Source organism: Paraburkholderia sp. Ac-20340 (genome assembly GCF_017104965.1).
Lineage (GTDB): Bacteria > Pseudomonadota > Gammaproteobacteria > Burkholderiales > Burkholderiaceae > Paraburkholderia.
The window spans coordinates 49,844-69,739 of the sequence record NZ_JAAGPR010000007.1; the positions used below are offsets into that span (position 1 = coordinate 49,844).

16 protein-coding genes are annotated in these 19,896 nt (G+C 55.1%); 7 read left to right on the top strand and 9 right to left on the bottom strand.

The window, feature by feature from the left end:
- Window positions 1-77: 77 nt before the first annotated feature.
- Window positions 78-707 (top strand): MarR family transcriptional regulator, encoded by a 630-nt coding sequence (locus tag G3N59_RS11430; RefSeq protein ID WP_205982726.1) that lies wholly within the window; start codon window positions 78-80, stop codon window positions 705-707.
- 155 nt (window positions 708-862) lie between these two features.
- On the opposite strand, the gene G3N59_RS11435 is transcribed toward G3N59_RS11430, so the two are convergent.
- A complete protein-coding gene (locus G3N59_RS11435) occupies window positions 863-1,702 on the bottom strand; it encodes an SDR family NAD(P)-dependent oxidoreductase (protein WP_205982727.1) in 840 nt (279 codons plus the stop codon).
- A 113-nt stretch (window positions 1,703-1,815) separates the two neighbouring features.
- Between G3N59_RS11435 and G3N59_RS11440 the strand changes: the two genes are divergently transcribed.
- Window positions 1,816-2,382 (top strand): TetR family transcriptional regulator, encoded by a 567-nt coding sequence (locus G3N59_RS11440; protein ID WP_205982728.1) that lies wholly within the window; start codon window positions 1,816-1,818, stop codon window positions 2,380-2,382.
- Window positions 2,383-2,535: 153 nt separating this feature from the next.
- Complete coding sequence (locus G3N59_RS11445) at window positions 2,536-3,453, top strand: LysR family transcriptional regulator (RefSeq protein WP_205982946.1); 918 nt, start codon at window positions 2,536-2,538, stop codon at window positions 3,451-3,453.
- 51 nt (window positions 3,454-3,504) lie between these two features.
- Here G3N59_RS11445 and G3N59_RS11450 read toward each other — a convergent pair whose 3' ends face one another.
- Window positions 3,505-4,131 carry a hypothetical protein gene (locus G3N59_RS11450; RefSeq protein ID WP_205982729.1) on the bottom strand — a complete coding sequence of 209 codons (627 nt, stop codon included), beginning with the start codon at window positions 4,129-4,131 and terminating at the stop codon, window positions 3,505-3,507.
- 415 nt (window positions 4,132-4,546) lie between these two features.
- Here G3N59_RS11450 and G3N59_RS11455 point away from each other — a divergent pair, with 415 nt between their 5' ends.
- On the top strand, window positions 4,547-6,202 hold the full coding sequence (locus G3N59_RS11455) for a choline dehydrogenase (protein ID WP_205982730.1): 1,656 nt from the start codon (window positions 4,547-4,549) through the stop codon (window positions 6,200-6,202).
- Between the two features lie 177 nt (window positions 6,203-6,379).
- Here the strand turns inward: G3N59_RS11455 and G3N59_RS11460 are convergent, their stop codons facing one another.
- The 4 genes from G3N59_RS11460 to G3N59_RS11475 all read right to left on the bottom strand — a co-directional run bounded on the left by G3N59_RS11460 (window position 6,380) and on the right by G3N59_RS11475 (window position 12,215).
- Window positions 6,380-8,329: a methyl-accepting chemotaxis protein gene (locus tag G3N59_RS11460; RefSeq protein WP_205982731.1), complete on the bottom strand. Its 1,950-nt coding sequence runs from the start codon at window positions 8,327-8,329 to the stop codon at window positions 6,380-6,382.
- A gap of 158 nt (window positions 8,330-8,487) precedes the next feature.
- Window positions 8,488-9,522: a proline racemase family protein gene (locus G3N59_RS11465; RefSeq protein ID WP_205982732.1), complete on the bottom strand. Its 1,035-nt coding sequence runs from the start codon at window positions 9,520-9,522 to the stop codon at window positions 8,488-8,490.
- A 109-nt stretch (window positions 9,523-9,631) separates the two neighbouring features.
- Window positions 9,632-11,179, bottom strand: a complete 1,548-nt coding sequence (locus G3N59_RS11470; protein WP_241023378.1) for an aldehyde dehydrogenase family protein — start codon at window positions 11,177-11,179, stop codon at window positions 9,632-9,634.
- On the bottom strand, window positions 11,157-12,215 hold the full coding sequence (locus G3N59_RS11475) for a proline racemase family protein (RefSeq protein ID WP_205982733.1): 1,059 nt from the start codon (window positions 12,213-12,215) through the stop codon (window positions 11,157-11,159). Before G3N59_RS11475 ends, G3N59_RS11470 begins: the two co-directional genes overlap by 23 nt.
- A gap of 385 nt (window positions 12,216-12,600) precedes the next feature.
- Here G3N59_RS11475 and G3N59_RS11480 point away from each other — a divergent pair, with 385 nt between their 5' ends.
- Entirely contained in the window at window positions 12,601-13,665 is a 1,065-nt protein-coding gene (locus G3N59_RS11480; protein ID WP_205982734.1) for a LacI family DNA-binding transcriptional regulator, read from the top strand.
- 65 nt (window positions 13,666-13,730) lie between these two features.
- On the opposite strand, the gene G3N59_RS11485 is transcribed toward G3N59_RS11480, so the two are convergent.
- Window positions 13,731-14,363: a DUF1349 domain-containing protein gene (locus G3N59_RS11485; RefSeq protein WP_241023379.1), complete on the bottom strand. Its 633-nt coding sequence runs from the start codon at window positions 14,361-14,363 to the stop codon at window positions 13,731-13,733.
- A 398-nt stretch (window positions 14,364-14,761) separates the two neighbouring features.
- On the opposite strand from G3N59_RS11485, the gene G3N59_RS11490 reads away from it, so the two are divergent.
- Both G3N59_RS11490 and G3N59_RS11495 read left to right on the top strand, forming a co-directional pair.
- Complete coding sequence (locus tag G3N59_RS11490) at window positions 14,762-16,135, top strand: cytosine permease (protein ID WP_205982735.1); 1,374 nt, start codon at window positions 14,762-14,764, stop codon at window positions 16,133-16,135.
- A 209-nt stretch (window positions 16,136-16,344) separates the two neighbouring features.
- Window positions 16,345-17,478 (top strand): porin, encoded by a 1,134-nt coding sequence (locus G3N59_RS11495; protein WP_205982736.1) that lies wholly within the window; start codon window positions 16,345-16,347, stop codon window positions 17,476-17,478.
- Between the two features lie 114 nt (window positions 17,479-17,592).
- On the opposite strand, the gene G3N59_RS11500 is transcribed toward G3N59_RS11495, so the two are convergent.
- Both G3N59_RS11500 and G3N59_RS11505 read right to left on the bottom strand, forming a co-directional pair.
- Window positions 17,593-18,801 (bottom strand): MFS transporter, encoded by a 1,209-nt coding sequence (locus G3N59_RS11500; RefSeq protein WP_205982737.1) that lies wholly within the window; start codon window positions 18,799-18,801, stop codon window positions 17,593-17,595.
- Window positions 18,782-19,849, bottom strand: a complete 1,068-nt coding sequence (locus G3N59_RS11505; protein WP_205982738.1) for a glycosyltransferase family 4 protein — start codon at window positions 19,847-19,849, stop codon at window positions 18,782-18,784. The genes G3N59_RS11500 and G3N59_RS11505 overlap by 20 nt, the downstream gene beginning before the upstream one ends.
- Window positions 19,850-19,896: the final 47 nt, after the last annotated feature.

Sequence of the window (19,896 nt, forward strand, 5' to 3'; positions counted from 1 at the left end):
TTGGCTTCCTTGACGCTGATACCTGGGGAGGTTTGAAAAGGTAGAATCAACTAAGCTCTTCTCCAGCACGACTTCAAATGCCTAAAGCAACTAGCAAAACGCATGGAATTTCCGAAACCGCGATGAACGACGGGGTTGCGAGCAGCAAAGAGCGCTCTGTCCAAAATTCGTCATCGCCCAACGTGCAATTTCCGCCCCCAAGTACGTCTCTTAAGTCGATGCTCGCCAATGGCTCCGATGGACGCTTCCGTCAAGCCATGTACGACTTCACTTCGGCATCCGCGGCGATGCTGGACGTCCGGACCAGGTACGCGGCCTTTCTTGGAGTTACGCCTCCCCAGTTCAGCATCTTGGGCCTCGTTGGTGAGCTAAAGTCTTCGAGCGTCGGGCAAATCGCAAGTTATCTGGGCGTATCAAGTCCCTTCGTTACCACCGAATCGAATAAACTCGTCAAACAGGGATACCTCCGCAAAGAAGCCAGCGACAACGACCGGCGGAGCATGCTGCTCAGCCTGACTGATGCAGGGACGGACCTAATTCTTAAGGTCGCGCCAATGCGACTCTTCGCTAACGACGTAGTCTTTGGCGTGTTGACCGACGAAGAAGCACATCAGTTCTTCGCAATCGTCAAAAAGCTTAGGATTTCATTTGGCGATTGCATTCAATTGCTCGATACGCATAGATGGAGCGCTAACGAGGACTTATAGTCGCGGTAGGCTGTTGCAAACGTCTGCCCTATAAAGAGGCGAAGCGTAGAATGAATTGCGAATAGCTGGCATATAGAATTCCGAACCCAAGCTTTGGTCAACGGCATTAGGTTCGGCACTGTTAGCCAAGAACGGTGCAAACCAGTCGGTAGACTTCAGACTGAATCATGTGCTGTGGCAGTCGACTTGTCTCTCCAAGTCGCGATGTCAGTCGAAAGAGCACGTTGATGCTGCTCAATTCCGTCAATTGCATCCATTCCAACCGGAAGGTGAAGCGGTGGGTGGTTTGTGCTGGCTACATGGACTAGAAGACGCCCCAGAGCATCAGGGTCACCGTTCTGGTTATGGTTTGCCTGCTGCAGAAAACCTAGGCGAGCTTGTCGCGACGTTTCATAGTCGGGCAATTCATTAGCAGTCTTAAACTGCACGGACGAGCTATCAAGGAAGTCCGTCCGAAAATATCCTGGCGCCACATTAGTTACCTTGATACCAAACGGGCTCAGTTCGACGGCGAGTGACTCTGTAAATCCGGTGACTGCAAACTTCGTCGCGGAATACAACGCGCCACCACCCACATATCCGGCCAACGAGGAAATATTGAAAAGGTGCCCTGCCATCTGGCGTCGCATAGACGGGAGCACTGCCCGCGTAACACGCATCAACCCAAACACGTTTGTCTCAAATGCCGCTCGAACTTGCGCCTCATCTGATTCCTCAAAGAGCGTCAAGGCACCATATCCAGCGTTATTCACGAGCACATCAATGCGACCGAAGCGCGCTATAGCCGCGTCCACCACCTCCGTGTAGGCACTGAGTTCAGGCGCAGTAACGTCAAGCGGCATCACCAGCAAGCGGTCGCGATGCTCAGCACCCACGTCTGTAAAAGAGCCGTTTCGCGTCGTCGCCACGACAGAGTGACCTTCAGCGAGCGCAGCATTTGCGATTGCTCTCCCGAGGCCACGCGAAGCGCCTGTGATGAACCATACCTGTGACATAAGTGCTCTCCAGCGCCTTCTGAATAGGTTGCGCCGCCAAGTGTGAAGGCTTAACATGAGGCAGCCTCCGAATATTAAACGGAGGCACCATCCGGTTGCAAGGAATATAAATCGTGCCTGACCAAATCCCAAAACGAAAGCCTCGCGCGGACGCAGAGCGCAATCGCCAGCGACTGTTAGATGTCGCGAAAACCGCGTTTGCCGAAAAGGGTATGTCTGCTAGCCTTGAGGACATTGCACGAACGGCTGGCGTGGGAATTGGAACGCTCTATCGGCATTTCCCTAGCCGTGAGGTGTTAGTCAACGAGCTATACCGCGACCAAGGCAGCCGGTTGACCGCCGCCGCTGAAAGACTTGCTCTAAGTCATCCTCCAGTTGACGCGATTCGAGAATGGTTACTGCTATTCATTGAATCGTTGGCGAACAGACAAATCATGGCGGGTGTACTCAGTTGCATGTCACCCGACGCTGATGAGTTTTGTGCGCTGTCAGGTGAATCTCTTGTAACAGCGCTAGACCGACTCTTGAAAAGGGCGGTACAGAGTGGGGATGTCGTTGTTGCAATCGAATCACTCGACCTATTGTGCGCAATCGCTGGAATCGCCAGCTATATCCCAGAACCAGATTGGGCGGAAAGCGCCAGAAGGATGGTGAATATCATCATCATAGGTTTGACCTAGGATGCAATTATTCTCACCTATTGAATAATCAGAAAGTTCAGGAGCGCGCGAAAAAACTGCAGCAGCACGCTCTTGACAGTCGAATTGCCTCGTAACCGCACAGAGATTTGCCCTAGAATCCGCGAAATCTCCGCATTTTTTGATACGCCGATAATGGACTACTTCGCTGGCATTCGCGCCTTTCTCTACGCCGCGGAGTGTGGAAGCTTCAGCAAAGCGGCCGACCGCCTTGGCGTGAAGACTTCAACGGTTTCGCGTTACATCACCGAACTAGAGAAGGACCTTGGGATTGCGCTCTTTAACCGCTCAACGCGTGGGCTTGTACTAACCGAGGGGGGGCGCGTTTTCCGTCAACAGGGCATTTTGGTTATCAGAAGCTTGGACGATGCCCGCGAGATAACCTCATCCCTAAATCGCTCCCCACAAGGCTTGCTACGTGTCACCATACCCTCGTCTTTCGGGCGCAAGCACATCGTCCCTCACCTACCTGATTTTCTCGCAAGGTTTCCGAAGATTGACCTTGACGTTGTTGTGACGGATGAGGTCGTGAATCTCGTAGATACCGGATTCGACCTCGCTGTGCGGACAGGCGCACTGGCCGACTCTCAGCTTATGGCTCGACAACTTACCGCCCATCACAGGATGGCCTTCGCGAGCCCAACTTACATTGCCAAACGCGGTAGACCCATTGAGCCCGCCGACTTAGCCAACCACGAGTTGCTTCGCTTTTCGCTTTCCGTTGACGACCGCTGGGTCTTTGTCAGGCGAGCGACTAGCAGTGCGCCTCGAGAAGTGGCCATCGATGTACATGGGCGCTTGTGCATCAACGACACCGATTCGTTGTTCGAGCTCGCAATCAAAGGGCATGGCGTCGCACTGTTGCCGACGTGGGCGTGCAGCGAAGCACTCGTTGACGGCCAGTTGGTCACATTGATGCCAGAATGGGAAATCAAACCGTCGAAGGGCTCGCCAGCGGTGTGGGCTGTGTATCCCCGAAAGAAGACCGTTTCAAGCAAAGTTCGAGCATTTATTGACTTTTACTCGGCAACCTTGTCGCGTGAACTTCCGTAGTCATGCGTAGCACGGCGGAGTTCCGCGCCCGGGGAATCAGCGAACGAGACATCAATTGTCCATCGAAAAATGAAGGCTTAAACGTCCTCCTGCGCGGCTCAATTCTGATGTTTGAGCACTTTGCGCTTCAAATGAACAAGACAACAATGTCCGTGCATTGCGCGCAGGCGAAGAGCGAACACATCTGGCATTAACCCGTGCATCCGCATCGCCTCTAGGAGCAAATTTCCAATCCAATCTGTCGCTGAACGCAGCGCCATCTTTTGCTGGCTGACTGTAGCGGACGCCAATATCGGCGGCGGTCCACCGACAGTCCTTTGCTGTGTAGCCGTCTATGGCAACCCTGAGTTGTGCATTGGAGGTGCCGGCTGGGATTGAGAACACATCGGTTATGACTGGATGAAATCCCAGAAAGCGCGCAAGGCCATGTCGGGCGAACTTGCAGCCTGACGAAGAAGGCCGCGTTCGCAGGTGAATCTCTAGCGCTATTGAGGGCGGCTTCTCAACGGAAATCAGCAGCAGTCGCTTGGGCGAAGCATTTACATACGGGGAATACTCAGCGTCAAAACCACGCTCGACGTGCAGCCCCGGGCGGGACAAATCCTCGCCCGCGCGAGCGCCTCTTGTAGCGAGAAGCGTGATGGGGATTAAAAAAATAAATAGGGTCAATTTACGCATGAATTCCCCGGGCTAACGACGCCTAAACATGCGCCTTCTGACTGTGCGTCGTTATCCAAGCTAAGTAAGTTCATTTGTAATTTTACTTGGTGCTGGACGCCAGACCGCGTTGCAGTCAGATGTAATCTTTTACACACAGAAATCGGTCGTTACAAAGGCACCACCAATCACAAATCTAGATTTCAGCCCCGCCCCACAAGCACTGCCTCCTTAAGCCACTGCCGACAGCACTTTTCAAGAATGCTAAGGAAAACCCTGGCAAGCCCCACGAATGTAATCCTTTACAGGTTTTTTTCGGCGGCATAGAATTCAAGCAAATCGAGCAGTTACGCGTGCTTTCGTGTTCGCGAACCCACGACGTCATAGACGCAGACGCTCGAAAGTGCGGTTATTTTCAGAAATCTGGAGGCTTCAAATGCAAGACATTCATGGTCGGTCCATCCGTAGCGAATACGACTACGTGGTGATTGGCTCTGGTTCCGCAGGTAGCGTCGTCGCCAGCCGCCTGGCTGAGGACAAGGGTTCGCGCGTGTTACTTATCGAGGCCGGCCCGAAGGACAACAGCACGTTCATTCGTATGCCGGCAGCACTCGGCTTTCCGCTGATGGATGACAAGTTCAATTGGTATCTCCACAGTGAACCCGAACCGCACCTGAACAACCGCAAAATCTACGAAGCGCGTGGCCGCGTGCTGGGCGGCTCATCATCCATCAACGGCATGAACTGGGTGCGCGGCAATCCGTGGGACTACGATAACTGGGAGGCACTCGGCAATAAGGGCTGGAGCTACGCCGATGTCCTGCCATATTTCCGCAAAGCCGAGACGTTCGACAAAGGTGCGAACGACTACCGCGGTGTCGGTGGTCCGATGCATATCGAGACGTGCAAAGCAGACAATCCGCTCTATCACGCGTTTCTGGAAGCAGGCCAGCAGGCGGGTTTGCCTCACGTAGCCGACCACAATGGATACCGTCAAGAAGGTGTCCACATCACACAGCGCAATGTGCACAAAGGCCTGCGCTGGAGCACGTCCCGCGCTTATCTTCACGCCTTCCCTGTTCGTGAAAATCTGCATGTCTGGAGCGGTGCGCGTGTTCTGAAGCTTGAATTTGCCAACAAGCGCGCCGTTGCGGTTCAGGTGCGTGTTGGTGGCGAAACGAAGCGCATCGGCGTTTCCGCCGAAGCTATCGTGTGCGGTGGCGCAATTCACTCTCCGCAAATCCTGTTGCTTTCCGGCATCGGCAATGGCGCGGACCTGAGCAAGCTCTCCATTCCAGTCGTGTCTGATTTGCCAGGCGTTGGTAAAGGCCTCAAGGACCACCTTGCTGCACCCGTGCAATACCGTGCCACGCAGAACGTCTCTGCAGCGCGCGAACTTTCGGCATTTGGCAAGCTGAAGCTTGGCGTGATGTGGAAGTTCTTCAAGACTGGCTTGGGCGCGACCAACTTCTTCGAAGTCGGCGCGTTTATCCGTACGCAAAACGACGTCAAGGTCCCGAACGTCCAGTTCGAGTTCATTCCGATGCTCGGTGAGTTTCAGCACGGCAACGTGAAGCTGGAGAACGGCTTCCAGTACTTCTTCAGCCTGATGCGTCCGACTAGCGAAGGTAAAGTCTGGATTGACAGCGCCGACCCCCTCGCACCGCCAAAATTCATCTTCAACTTCCTTTCGACGGAAACAGACAAGCGCGACGCCATCGCTGCGGTCAAAGCCATCCGCAATGTCGTTGGACAAGAAGCGTGGGCAAGTTTGCGTGGCGAAGAAGTCACCCCAGGCGCAAAGGTCGCTACAGACGAGCAAATTCTCGCCTATCTGCGCGACACTGCCGGCACGAACTACCATCCGAGCTGCACCTGCCGAATGGGCGAAGGCGATGATGCTGTAGTTAATGCAGAAGGCCGTGTGCACGGCGTCGACAACGTCCGTGTCGTCGACGCGTCCATCATGCCGGAAATTGTCAGCGGCAACCTGAACGCACCTGTCATCATGATGGCCGAGAAAATCGCAGACAGCATCCGCGGCCGCCGCGAACGAGCTGCCACAAAAGCAGACTATTACAAGGTGGCGTAAGAACCACGCAGACCGCGCTAGCGCCGGACTTCCGGCGCGCGTGATTGCGGCCGTGAACAGAGATGTTCACGGCCGCTTTTGCATTTTTGCGGGGCTAACGGGCTTGAGCGTTTATGACCAGCAGCGCTTCCGAATATCAGAACCAGCGCCTGAAGAGCGCTGGCTGTCACGAGGTTCCTACAGTCGGAAAACCACCATCGTTGCACTTAGTTCGGAAGCACGGTCTTTCAACGCAGCAGCTACCGCAGCGGATTGTTCAACGAGAGCAGCATTTTGCTGCGTCGACGTATCCATCTGCGCAACAGCACGATTAATTTGCTCAATGCCATCGCTTTGCTCTCGCGACGCACGCGCGATTTCGGTCATGAACACAGTGACACGGCTTACCGAGCCACAAAGCTCCGTAATCGAAATGCCAGCCTCAGCTGCAAGTGCCGCACAGCGGGCACTCTTTGAAATCGCTAGCTCAATCAGCCCTTTAATTTCGTTCGCGGCCGCGTTGCTACGTTGCGCAAGCTGGCGAACTTCATTCGCAACCACGGAGAAACCTCGACCTTGCTCGCCAGCCCTCGCTGCCTCGATTGCGGCGTTGAGTGCGAGAATATTTGTCTGAAAGGAAATGCTCTGTATAGCTGCGATGATGGAAGACATTTTTTCAACGTCCTTCGCCATATCGAATGCAACCTCCTGCACCTTCACAACCGACGTCGAGCCCATTTCTGCCTGGGATGTCGCTCCGCGTGCCAGTTCGTCTGCATGGGCAGCGTCGTCCGCATTCTTGCCCACCGTTTGAGCCAACTCCTCCAGTGTTGCCGACGTTTGCTGAAGTGCCGCCGCCTGTTGTTCTGTACGCATCGATAGGTCATTATTTCCCTTCGATATTTCCGACGCTCCGACTGCCACACTCTCGATTACTTGCCCCACGTCACCAACCATCCGTTTCAAATTCGCCTGCATCGTCGCCATCGCGCCGAGAACACTGTTCGGTCGAGTTGGAGTGGCTTGCAACTTGTATGCCAAATCGCCGCCTGCAACCGCGAGCGCGAGCGTTGCAGCGTCTGCAGGCTCTCCGCCCACTGGCAGCACAACCATTCGCTGCAAGGCAAGTGCCAGAACGATACAAACGGCGAGCACACTGACTGAGCCAAGTATCGCTGCGATGCGCCCCAGTGAACGTACCTGTGCCAAAATTTGGTCAAGCGGTGCGTACAGTGAGAAGCTCCATGGCGTCCCAGTACCTTCAATATCGACGGGCACTGCTATCTTTCGCGCGACTGCCTTCAAATAGTCATCGTACGCATCCGACTGGACGCCGCTTTCCCCGCTTGCTACGTCAACCGGCCTGACGTCTTCATGCGTACCCAGTTTTGCGGCTTCTGGCGTCGAAATGACTGTGCCGCCATTCGACACCAAGGTTACATAGCCCGTCCCGTACGGATGAATCGCATTCAAACCGGCCTGCAGCTTGTCCAACGGGATATCCACCGTAACTACACCGCGGAAACGGCCGTCAACGACGACTGGCGCTGAGACAGTCGTCATGAGCATGACCTTCCCGTCGATGGGATAAGTATATGGCTCCACTATTGCTGGTTTTAGCGACGTTTTGGGCTTCACGTACCACTCGCCACCGTTCGGGTCAGTCGGTAACTCGAAACTGCCAATGTGCTCAAGCCAGATTTCGTGATTCGCATTCCAAGACGCGGCAGCAGCGTATCTTCCGTGTATCGCGCGAGCATTATCGTTGTCATTCGCGTGCTCTGAGTCCTTGCCATCGAACGCGTCAGTTTCCCATGCTGTTGCCATCCCAAGAAATTCTGGATGCACTCTAACGACAGACTCAAGCACAGCATCTGCAGTGCTGCGCTCTGCATGTCCCATTTTCTGAAGTGTCGAAAAGGTCGAAGCGACAGTTTCCGCTGTGCGCAGTGCAGCATTGAGCTGGTCGGACACCTTACCCGCTTCGCGGCTCGCAAGCGCAACGGAGTAGTCGCCGGCCAAACTCTCCTGCATGGATGCAGCGCGCCCCGCAAGAATGGCGATGGTCGAGCCGAACCCTGTAGCGACCATTGCTACAACAACCAGAAGTAGTCGTGCCCGTAAACTTAACTTTCTCCACGCATACATCCAAATCCCCTTAGTTATACGAAATTATTAGAGCGTTGTGATTTATTTTGGCTACCGCTAACCGTATCTGCTGACCGCATAAACGAACCGCGGCCACTTCTTCGAAGCGGCCGCGGCTAGAAATACAAATATGGTAGATGTCTCCGCTACAGTGACATTCAGTCAGGCTTGCGCCAGAGGTCACTCAGCGTATAACCCGTCGGCAACGGGTCAGTTGAATCGAGAACGTATTGATGGAAACCCGTAATCCATGCGCTACCTGTAATGCTCGGGCGAATGCCCGGCTTTCCACCAATTGAAAGCGTTTCAGTGATTTCACCGAAAAACTCAGTGTCGAGAATCGAGCGATGAAGGAAACGCTCCCCTTGTTGAATTTGACCGCGCGCATGCATGACAGCAAGTCGTGCACTCGTGCCGGTTCCGCAGGGTGAACGGTCAAGCCGCCCCGGCGAGACAATCACGCCATTGCGAGATGTTAACCCTTGCTCCGTGCGCTCAATCGGGCCAGCGAAAAGTGTCTGATTGATGGTGTGGATTTCCGGATTCTCCGGATGTACTGCCGGGAACTGTTCGGCCGCGGCGCGCTTGATTCTTTCGCCGACCTCGACCAGTTTGCCAGCCTCATCAGGCGTGATTTTGAACCCTAGGGCTTGGGCGTCGACGAGAACGTAAATCATGCCACCATACGCTACGTCAACGGTCAACTTGCCAATTCCGGGGACGTCGATAGGAACATCGAGCCCAAAGACGAAACAAGGCACGTTGGAGAACGTGACGTTCACGCACTTACCGTCCTTGCATTCGGCACGAACGCGCACGAGGCCGCCGGGCGCTTCGAGTGTCACGTCTGTGTACGGCTCTTGCATGGGCAGCATTCCCGTTTCCAGCAATGCGGTTACCGTGCAAATAGTATTGCTGCCGGACATCGGCACATAATACTCGGCTTCCATGATGACAAAGCCGGCATCAGCCTCTGGGTGTGAGGAAGGTAGCACCAGGTTGACGCACTGTGTAACGCTGCCGCGCGGTTCCTGGAGAAGGAACTTCCGCAGGTCGTCGCCCTGCGTCTCCAGATACTTCATCTTGTCGAACATCGTCGCACCCGGAACGTCAAGAACGCCGCCCGTGATGACGTCATTACGTTCGCCGCCGGTGTGCACACCGACCACGTTTACCATCCGTTTAAGCTTCATCTCACTCTCACATTTGAACGCAGCGCAAGCTGCTCACCTGCGCTGCATTCATGCCTCGTTCACTGTATTTTGGGGGCATCAGGCCAACAAGATGCCCCTTTGTCTTCGCTTAGTGACTGCCGGCAATCGTCGTCGGCAGAACCGGAACGCGCTTGCCAAGCTTCACGAACGTCGACTTGACTTCCGTGTATTCCATGAGACCATCGATTCCGTTTTCACGGCCGACTCCACTCTCCTTAAACCCACCGAAAGGCATCTGCGGGGCACTTTCAAGATAGGTGTTCACGAAGACAGTACCGCTGCGCAGGCGCTGCGACACTGCGATGGCCTTGTCGATGTCCTTCGTCCACAGACCATTACCGAGGCCGTAGTTGGTGTCATTCGCGAGCGCAACTGCTTCCTCGACCGTTTTGAAGGTCGTAACAGTAAGCACCGGACCAAAAATCTCTTCGCGGAAGACCCGCATCTGCGGCGTCACGTTAGTGAAAATCGTCGTATCGACGAAGAAGCCCTTATCGAGGCCGTTCGCCGTGACACGGTTGCCACCAACCGCCAGATGGGCACCCTCTTCCTTACCGATACGGATGTATTCAAGCACCTTGTTCATGTGCTGCTCGTGAATCAGCGCACCGACGTCGGTCTTGTCGTCCAGCGGCAAGCCCACGACAACCTTCTTCGCGCGCTCAACGAGCTTCTGCACAAAGGCGTCGGCAACCGATTCTTCAATCAGCAAACGCGTGCCAGCGACGCACTCTTCGCCTTGATTAAGGATGGTGCCGAACAGGACGCCATCAAGCGCTGCGTCAAGGTCTGCGTCCGCGAAAACGACGTTTGCAGCCTTTCCGCCCAATTCAAGGGCGACATGCTTCACAGTGTCCGCGGCATTCTTCGCGATTTGCTTGCCCACGACCGTCGAGCCCGTGAACGAAATCATGTCGACATCGCGGTGCGTCGACATAGCTTCGCCTACAGCCTGGCCCGTGCCCGTGACTACATTGATGACACCATCCGGAATTCCGGCTTCTTTGGCCAGCGCTGCTACTTCAAGCGCTGTACCCGAAGTGAGTTCCGAAGGCTTGATTACCGTCGTACAACCCGCAGCCAGCGCGAACGGAAGCTTCTGGAACAGCGTAACCAGCGGGAAGTTCCACGGCACAATCATCCCCACGACGCCACGTGCTTCGCGGGTCACCAGACCGAGCTTATCCTCACCCAGGTTCGTGAACGCGTTTCCGCTCAGTTGCCATGCGAGGGACGCTGCGTAGCGCGCGAGGTCAACGCTACCAGCCACTTCTGCACGCGCATAGCGAATCGGCTTGCCCACTTCTTCCGCTTCAATTTTCGCGAGCTTTTCGAGGTCACGCTCAATCAGCGATGCCCATTTGTTGATGAGCGTGGCGCGCGTCGCGCCGGGCAGGCGAGACCAACTGCCATCGTCGAAACGCGCGCGCGCGGCTGAGACAGCATTCGACAGGTCTTCCGCGCTACCGGCAGAGAATGAAGCGAGAATTTCGCCGTGTGCGGGCGAAACCCGGTCGATGAATTGACCGGTGCTGGCAGCCGTCCACTTGCCGTCCACGAAGAGTTCATAACGCCGAGCCATAATCCACTCCTGTAATCGATTACTAGAAAGTTCAAAAAAAATGCCGACCTTCATCGCCTGGGAACCAGGCGTGAGTATCTGGCAAAACAAATCCTGTTCCGAACGGGTCCGATGGGTCCATACCGACCTGGTGAAGGCCCGTTATCCAAGCACGCCCTTCCACGCTCGCCTCAACCGCAATTTGCGGCCCCTCCATGACGACGCGCTCTATCCGACTTTCGAGACGCGCTCCAATGAGAGATTCATGAATAAACGTTTCTCCCTCTGCTATCTCTTTCCGCGCGTACATAAGCGCAAGCCTCGCAGCGGTTCCGGTGCCGCATGGCGACCGGTCCAAACGCCCCGGCGAAAGCACAACGGCGTTGCGTGACGTCACAATCGAACCGTCTCGCGCGACTGGCCCCATGAATTGGACCTGGCCTATACCCGTCACCTGCGAATTCATCGGGTGCTGCACCTTTAATCGACTGTTTGCAGCACTCTTTATTGCCTCGCCAACAGCACAGAGCTCCCGCGCCTCGCTAGCTTCTAATGCTAAACCCAATGCCCCTGCATCGACCATAACGAAGGTCTCGCCGCCGTACGCTACGTCAACCGAAATGCGGCCAAGTCCCTCAACATCAAGCTCCTCATCGGTGTAATACACAAACGACGGTTGATTCGTGAAGCGAACGGATTGCACTTTGCCACCGTTGCACTGACAGCTCACGCGGATAAGTCCCGCGGGTGCCTCGAGGACAAAATCGGTGCGAGGCTCGTTCATAGGCAAGATGCCCGTTTCCAGCAGGACCGTTGCTAAAGCAATTACGTTTGACCCGGACATGACCGGATACTCGGTGACCGTGGCGGACACAAATCCCAACTGCGCGTCAGGGTGCGTCGCCGGGAGCACAATGCTCAATGTGTCGGTCACGGAACCTCGAGGCTCGAGCAAGCATAGACGACGAATATCGTCCCGGTGCTTCATCAGGAAGTTGCGCTTATCGAACATGGTCTCGCCAGGGACATCGAAGACGCCTCCGGTCAGCACCTTGCCAACCTCACCTTCGGCATGGCAGTCCACCACTTGGTAGACATTCTTCCAACGCATCCACCTGCTCCTTTACTGTAAAGGGTTACAGACTCCGCTTTCTGCCCTTAAACCAAACCAGACGGGTTCGATACGCTCTTACCCAACTATGCCCGTTACATTCGACCAGTCTTTTTTCTGTAAAAAACACGACGTCAGGGGTATGATAGCAGCGTGTCCGACTGGTGTGTTGCAGAAAAATACCTAGTGAGTCGTTTGCGAAGATTGGCATCACGACCGAAATAACGTTGTTTTTAAACGATAAATTACCTCAGACAGCGATTGACCTTCGAGCTACGGTGCATCCAATGCACTGAAAGTAATCGTTTTCTTCGATGCGCGTGAGCGCTCCGACCGGCGCCAAGACATGCCGCTGAAGCCGAACTGAGATTTTTGGAACTTGGAAATGAACAAACCTAGACAGAAAGCTAACGTGACGGACGTTGCAAAGGCAGCAGGCGTATCCGTCGCAACTGTGTCGCGGGCGTTCAACCTGCCGCACCTCGTCCGCGAGGAAGTGCGGGACAAAGTTCTTGCCGTCGCACAGAAGCTTGGCTATAGCGCTAACCCGTCGGCGAAAGCACTCCGACTGCAAAAAACGCACATCATCGGCGCAGTCATTCCCACACTCGACTACTCGATTTTTGCGCGACTTGTGCACAGCTTTGAGGAGAAGATGACGGCAGCGGGATATAGCGTCTTCGTGCTGACAACTGGGTTCGACAACACGAACATGTTCGAACAAGTTCGGGCACTTGTAGAAAAAGGCGCGGAAGCGCTTCTTTTTGTCGGACGTATCGATGATGAGCGCCTTCGTGAATATCTCGTCGACAAGGATATTCCGTGCGTTTCGACCTACTCGTTCACAAACGACGAGCACTTCCCATCAATCGGCTTCGACAACTATTCCGCGACAAAACAGATGGTGGAGTTCCTGTTGCGCCTTGGCCACAAACGCCTGGTCATGATGGCGGGTCCTGTGCGCGGAAACGACAGGCAGCAATCGAGGATTCAAGCTTTTCAGGACACGCTCAAAGCGCATGGCCTGGGAGATGAGTGCCATGTTATTGAGAAGAGCTACGGCTCCGCTGTCTTCCGCGGCGGGGAAGCGATGCGCCAAATAAACGATGAGTTTCCCGGGACCACTGCCGTCGTTTGTAACAGCGACATCTTCGCATTCAGTGCAATTGCTGAATGTCGCCGACTCGGACTCCGTGTGCCCGAAGACATTTCCATTACCGGCTTTGACGACGACGACTACACAACGATTTTCGAGCCACCACTGACCACAATATCAGTTCCGGCTCCGGAAATGGGTCACCATGCAGCACAGGCGATACTCGATGCGCTGAGTGACCGGAAGAAAATCATGTCCGTCAGGCTAGATACAAAGTTGGTTGTACGAGACTCAACGAGCGTCCCGCCAGCTCGAGAGGCCTCTGAGGCGCGTCCAACCACCCAAGAAGCCTGAGCCATGCGATGCGGGACCACCTGAGCCTTCACATGTGCGCAGATGGCCCCGAACAAAATCGTCGACTACCGCAAGTCATGGAGGTCGCGGCCAAGCGGTGCACTGACAGCGAACTTCGAAAATTCAACTTCGAGCCCCGCTCTCTCAGGGGTACAGCAGTAAATCCCAATCATGTAGCGACCGGAAACGGGGAACGGTGCGAGGCGAAGCATCGGCCACCGCTCGCCATCGAGCGAATACTGCACACGCAGAACACCTTCGCAAATCCCCAACCTTACCCAAAGTCCGTCACTGGTGTCAGCGACCGTCCCGGTCGCCCAATCTGAGCGACCAGCTGTCAGAACACTACCGAGCAGAATTTCGCCATCGCTGAACTCTGCGCCAGCCTTGACCCAGTTGGACTCGTCGATTCTCAACATCAAGCCTGCCTGGTCATATAGCTCGCGGAAGTTCGCGCGGATGAACACCTGGGCGGAGACGTCTCCTGTCACCTCAAGCCCAAAACAGTGGCCGGAATGCCTCGTAAATCCGTAGTGCGTCTCTCGCCAAAAGTCCGAGTCCTCTGAAGTGCGTACTCGCAGAATTTCTCCCTCGACACTCCAAACCTCTGGTGGGTTGAGCCATCGACACGATTCGAACATAAAGCCTCTCCATATCATCAGGCCTGCACCAAGTTGCAACGCCCCAAAAGTCACCATTACGCACTTTCCGCGGGCATCCGCCGAAATGTCCTGCGTGATTTCCCCGCGCTTCCGAGCCACAATCCGCCGAAACTGCGTCTACACAAGTACTGGCACAGATACTGCTTATATCAATGTAATCCTTTACTTTCAAAACACCAATACGTCGCCTTCCAAGCGTTTTTGTCACTATACGCCGTTCGGAATACTTCCCTGATACGTCAATTAGCACCGTAAATTCCGGCGTTTTTTGACCTGCGATAGGGAAACCCCGCATTGATGTTGGAATGTAAAGGATTACAGTTTACGCATGCCGCAGAAGCGTCGGTACGGTCTACCGTCCGAGTTTCGCGCTATATGCATCAGCCGGATGCAGGAGCTGGCCGGCTTGCGCTTTTTACCCTTGCGAGGACGCGATGGACATCGAAAATAGAAGTATTGAATTCATTCCCGAGAATGAGCGTTACGGCAAACCAAGCCGTCTCTTCACGATTTGGTTCAGCGCCAACATGCAAGTCACCACTCTCGTGGTCGGTACGCTCGGTGTGGCAGCAGGACTCAGCGTGTTCTGGACCATCGTCGGCCTCATTTTGGGCAACCTTATTGGCACAGTCTTCATGGCTGGCCACTCGGCGCAAGGCCCCCATCTGGGCATTCCGCAGATGATTCAGAGCCGCGCACAGTTCGGCGTTTTCGGCGCCGGCATTCCGCTGTTCATCGTCGTCATCTCGTACATTCTTTTCACGGCTGCCAACGGTGTCGTGATGAGGGACTCCATCAAGTCAATCTTCTTCATGTCCGACAATACGGCCATCATCGTGTTTGGCCTGCTGACTTTGATTATCAGCTACATCGGCTATGAATTGATTCACCGCATGGGTGCATGGATGTCTGCCCTTTCCGGCATCATCTTCGCTGTAGCCGCATTTGTCGCCTTCCAGAAGCCCTTCTCGGCACATGCGTTCTCGGCAAGCACGCACGGCTACATCAACAGCGCATTCATGCTTGTGGTTGCGCAAGCGGCTTCTTGGACCCTCGGCTTCGGCCCGTACGTCGCCGACTACTCGCGCTACCTGCCGAAAAACATCTCGACTAAGCAGACGTTCTGGTTCAGCTACATTGGCAATGCCCTCGGCTCCACGCTCGTTATGATTCTTGGCGCCATCCTCGCCGGCGGTATCGCTGACGTGACGAAAGACCCGGGTACGGGCCTCGCGAGCCTCTTCGCTGGCTGGTCGCGTCCGGCGCTGATTATCATCGTCCTCGGCGTGCTCGAAATCAACGTGCTGAACCTGTACAGCGCCTATATGTCGACCACGACGATTTTCACCGGCTTCAAAGGCATGTCGCGAGTCAGCAAGACCATGAAATTCACCATCATGGCCCTGATTGCTATCGTTGCTACGGCAATCGCAATCGGCACGCAATACCACTTCAACGATTACTTCTCCGACATCCTGGTTGCACAGATTTATGTTCTCGTGCCTTGGAGTTCGATTAACCTGGTCGACTACTACCTCGTGCGTAAAGGCCGATACAGCGTGCCTGACATGTACAACGAGAACGGCATCTACGGCAAATACAACTGGTCGACACTCACCATTTTCCTGGTTGCAGTCCTGGTTCAAGTTCCCTTCATGGACATGTCGTTCTATCACAGCTACTTCGCCAAGCTGATTGGCGCAGACGTGAGCTGGATTCCGAGCTTGCTGGTGCCGGGCGCGCTCTACTACTTTGTGAATCGTCGCCGGGGACTCTCGCTGGTCCCTAACCTGTCGGCACATCAGTAATACCCTCTCCACCGGTCAATATCCTTCCCGCGACACCCTGGCTCGCGGGAAGGACGATTCCCAAGTTTTTCGGATTTTTTTCTCCTTAAAAATAAGTTGTCCTTGGGAATATCTGGTGTGCCGCCTTCTTGCAGCATCTCCAAGTAGTTCTGATGTGGCCGCGCTCTCGCTGAGCGCGTGGCCTTTGTCTACTCCAAATTTATAAAATCATGAATCGGATTACGCTGTCAGCAATTTCCCTCGCGGTCACGAGCATGCTGTCGTTCTCCGCTCACGCGCAGAGTTCGGTAACCCTTTATGGGATTGTGGATACGGGCCTCGCGTATGTGCACAACAGCGATGGCCACTCGAGCCAGTGGAAGATGTCGTCGGGCAACCTGTCGCAAAGTGAATGGGGCCTTAAAGGAAGTGAAGACCTCGGCGGCGGTTTGTCTGCCGTCTTCCAGCTCGAAAACGGATTCGACATCGGAACCGGTATTGCACAACAGAACAGCCGTCTCTTCGGCCGTCAGGCATTTGTGGGGCTCGCCAGCACGCAATTCGGCACGCTGACGTTTGGGCGGCAGTACGACCCTCTCTCTGACCTCGTTCAGCCGATTACCGCTGACCAGTTCTCTGGCTTCTTTGCATCTCCTGGCGACGTCGACAACTACGACAGCAGTGCACGTTTCAACAATACAGCCAAATGGACCAGCCCAAGCTGGGGTGGCGTCACCTTGGAGGCGATGTATGGCTTCGGGGGAGTGGCAGGTGCGACGGGTTCTGGCCAGACGTGGTCTGTAGGAGCTGCATACGCTCAGGGACCCTTCTCTGTTGCTGCAGGCTATCTGCACATCGACAACGGCAACGCACAAGCAACAACGCGCGGAACAACGTCGGCGGATACGCTCTTCAACAGCCCGGTCAATTCTGCGTACGCTAGTGCGCGCGCTATCAACATCGCGCGTATTGGCGGTCAATACGTGATTGGCCCCGTAACAGTAGGCGCAGCATATAGCTTCACCGACTACGTGGCCGATGCAGCATCAAGCTTCGGCACAAACGAGAAATATCACAACGGCTCAGTCTTCGCGCTGTGGCAGGTCACCTCGGCTTTCTCGGCGATTGCCGGTTATAACTACACCAAGGCAAATGGTGATTCGTCAGCCAAATACCATCAGGTCAACGTGGGTGGTGATTACCTGCTGAGCAAACGCACCGACGTGTATGTGATGGCCGGGTACCAACATGCAAGCGGCAGCAATGGCGACGGACCGGCGCAGGCAGTTATCGGCTCCTTCGATATCCCGTCGGGAGCAAACTCACAGATAATGGCCATCGTGGGGATGCGTCACCGCTTCTAAACGAAAGAGCCTTGGCGAACTGCTTATTTAGCCGTTCGCCAAGGCTCGAGAAGCACCCGATACCTAAGCACTTTGCCATGCCTATCTTTCTGTCAGTACGGATTCGATTTCAGCTTAGTGTGTTTGTGTGCGATGGACCGAAGAGTCCTTGAACAGAATCCAACCAACCAGCGCCGCCAAAACGAGCAGTCCAGCGAGCAGCGAAAACGCGACGCGCAGTCCCACAGCATGGGAGACGAAACCGATGGCGGCTGGGCCGGCTAATGCACCGGCGTATCCCATTGTCGTCAATGCAGCGACCGCAGCTCCCGGCTCCATCGCCTTTTGACTGCCTACAGCACTAAACAGAACTGGAACTATGTTCGCGCATCCAGCGCCAGTCAGCAGAAACCCCGCGATTGCGAATGCGCCAGAAGGCGCAAAAAGCGCAAGTACGATACCAGCAGCACCGCAAATTCCGCCTATTGCCACTATGAGCGCCGGCTTCGCCCTGCGTGACAATGCGTCACCCAAGAGACGACCAACCGCCATTGCGATTGCAAAGCCCGTGTAACCCAGCCCAGCAAGGCGCTCCGGAAATGACTTGGTGACCGTCAGAAAAAGTGCACTCCAGTCAAGCATCGCTCCTTCGACGAGAAACACGCAGAGGCCGACAAGCCCCATAGCGACTACACTGCCATGCGGAAGCGCAAAACCTCCTCCACCATCTGCACGCATACTGCTGGGAATCAGCGCCTTCGCCGAAATCGCAGTCAGCGCCACGACACCAGCTGAAACCGTGCAGGCGACGACTAGCGGTGTTACTCCGACCGAGAGCAAACCGCTACCGAGAACTGAGCCTGCAATGCCACCCACGCTGAAAAGACCGTGGAATCCTGACATAAGCGCTCGCCCGGCGCCCTTCTCGACCAGCAGCGCATGCACATTGATAGAAACATCCAGAAGTCCAACCGCCGCACCGAATAGCAATAGCGAAACGGCCATTGATGGCACAGTGGCCTCAAACGCTAAAAGAGGAAGAGCGAGCGACATCATGCTGACCCCGAGCAAAATTACTGCTCGCGGGCCGACACGCTTGATTATCTGGTGACAAAGCGGCATCGAGATTACCGAGCCAGCTCCGAGACACAGAATCAGAAGACCCAGCGTCGCATCACCAACGCCGAGGCGCGATTTTGCGAAGGGAACCAGCGGAGCCCAAATAGAGACCCCGATTCCGGTGACAAGGAAAGCGACTCTCGTCGCGAACACCTGTCGACTGCCAATACTCGCATCTGCAGCGACCACCTGTCGCGTACAGGTGTTAGACGCTGTAGAGTCCATTTCGTGCTTCCCGGGATGTCTGCTTGACCAATGCCTTGTAAGTCACTACGTAGTCGCTTGCCATGCGCTCCGCCGTATAGCGGCGCTCAAATTGACTGCGGATTTCCTCCCGCGACAGCTCTCCAATTTGCCCGACTGCGTCTACGGCTTCCTGTATATCGCTGACGATGTACCCTGTGACGCCGTGGTCAATAACTTCCGGAACCGAGCCTCGCCGAAATGCGATGGTAGGCGTGCCACAGGCCATGGCCTCAATCATCACCAACCCGAAAGGCTCCGGCCAGTCGATAGGCAGAAGCAGCGCCCGTGCTCCGGAGAGGAAAGCGGGCTTCTGTGTCTCGTTGATTTCACCAATGAACTCGACATCGCTGGTAGCAAGTAGCGGCTTGATTTCACGCTCGTAGTAGTCGACATCGACCCTGTCCACCTTCGCAGCAATTTTCAGCGGAAGACCCGTCGCCGCGGCAATCTTGATTGCTGAATCGACGCCCTTTTCAGGACAAATGCGGCCGAGAAAAGCTAGATATGCTCCGTCCGCTTTGTGTGGCAGTGGGGTCAACAAGCCCGCAGGGAGTCCATGCTGGACAGTGGATACCCAATTTGCTGTCGGCATCGGCACCCGTTGTGCGTCCGAGATTGAGACAAGTGGCGCTTCGGGGAAACGTTTGAACGCGGGGTGGATTTCCGGCAAGTCCAGTCGGCCATGCAGCGTTGTGACGAACGGAATTCCAAGCTCACTGAAGAGCGGGAAAGGCAGATAATCAAGGTGGAAGTGGAGAATGTCAAACTCGTCTGCAAGACGTCGCACATGCTCGAGCATCAAAAAATGAGGGGCATTGGTGTCGCGAATCGTCCTGTCGAGGCGAAGTGCAGTCGGCCACGAAGCGTGGAGATTTGCCTTGGTCACCGAATCGCCACTCGCAAAGAGAGTTACATCATGCCCGAGGTCCACCAGTGCGTCAGTGAGATATGAGACGACACGCTCCGTGCCGCCATACAGCTTCGGAGGGACAGCCTCATGAAGCGGAGCAATTTGTGCAATTCGCATCAGTCAATCTTCCTGAAAAAAAAGCGCGCAGAACGCGAACGCTCTGC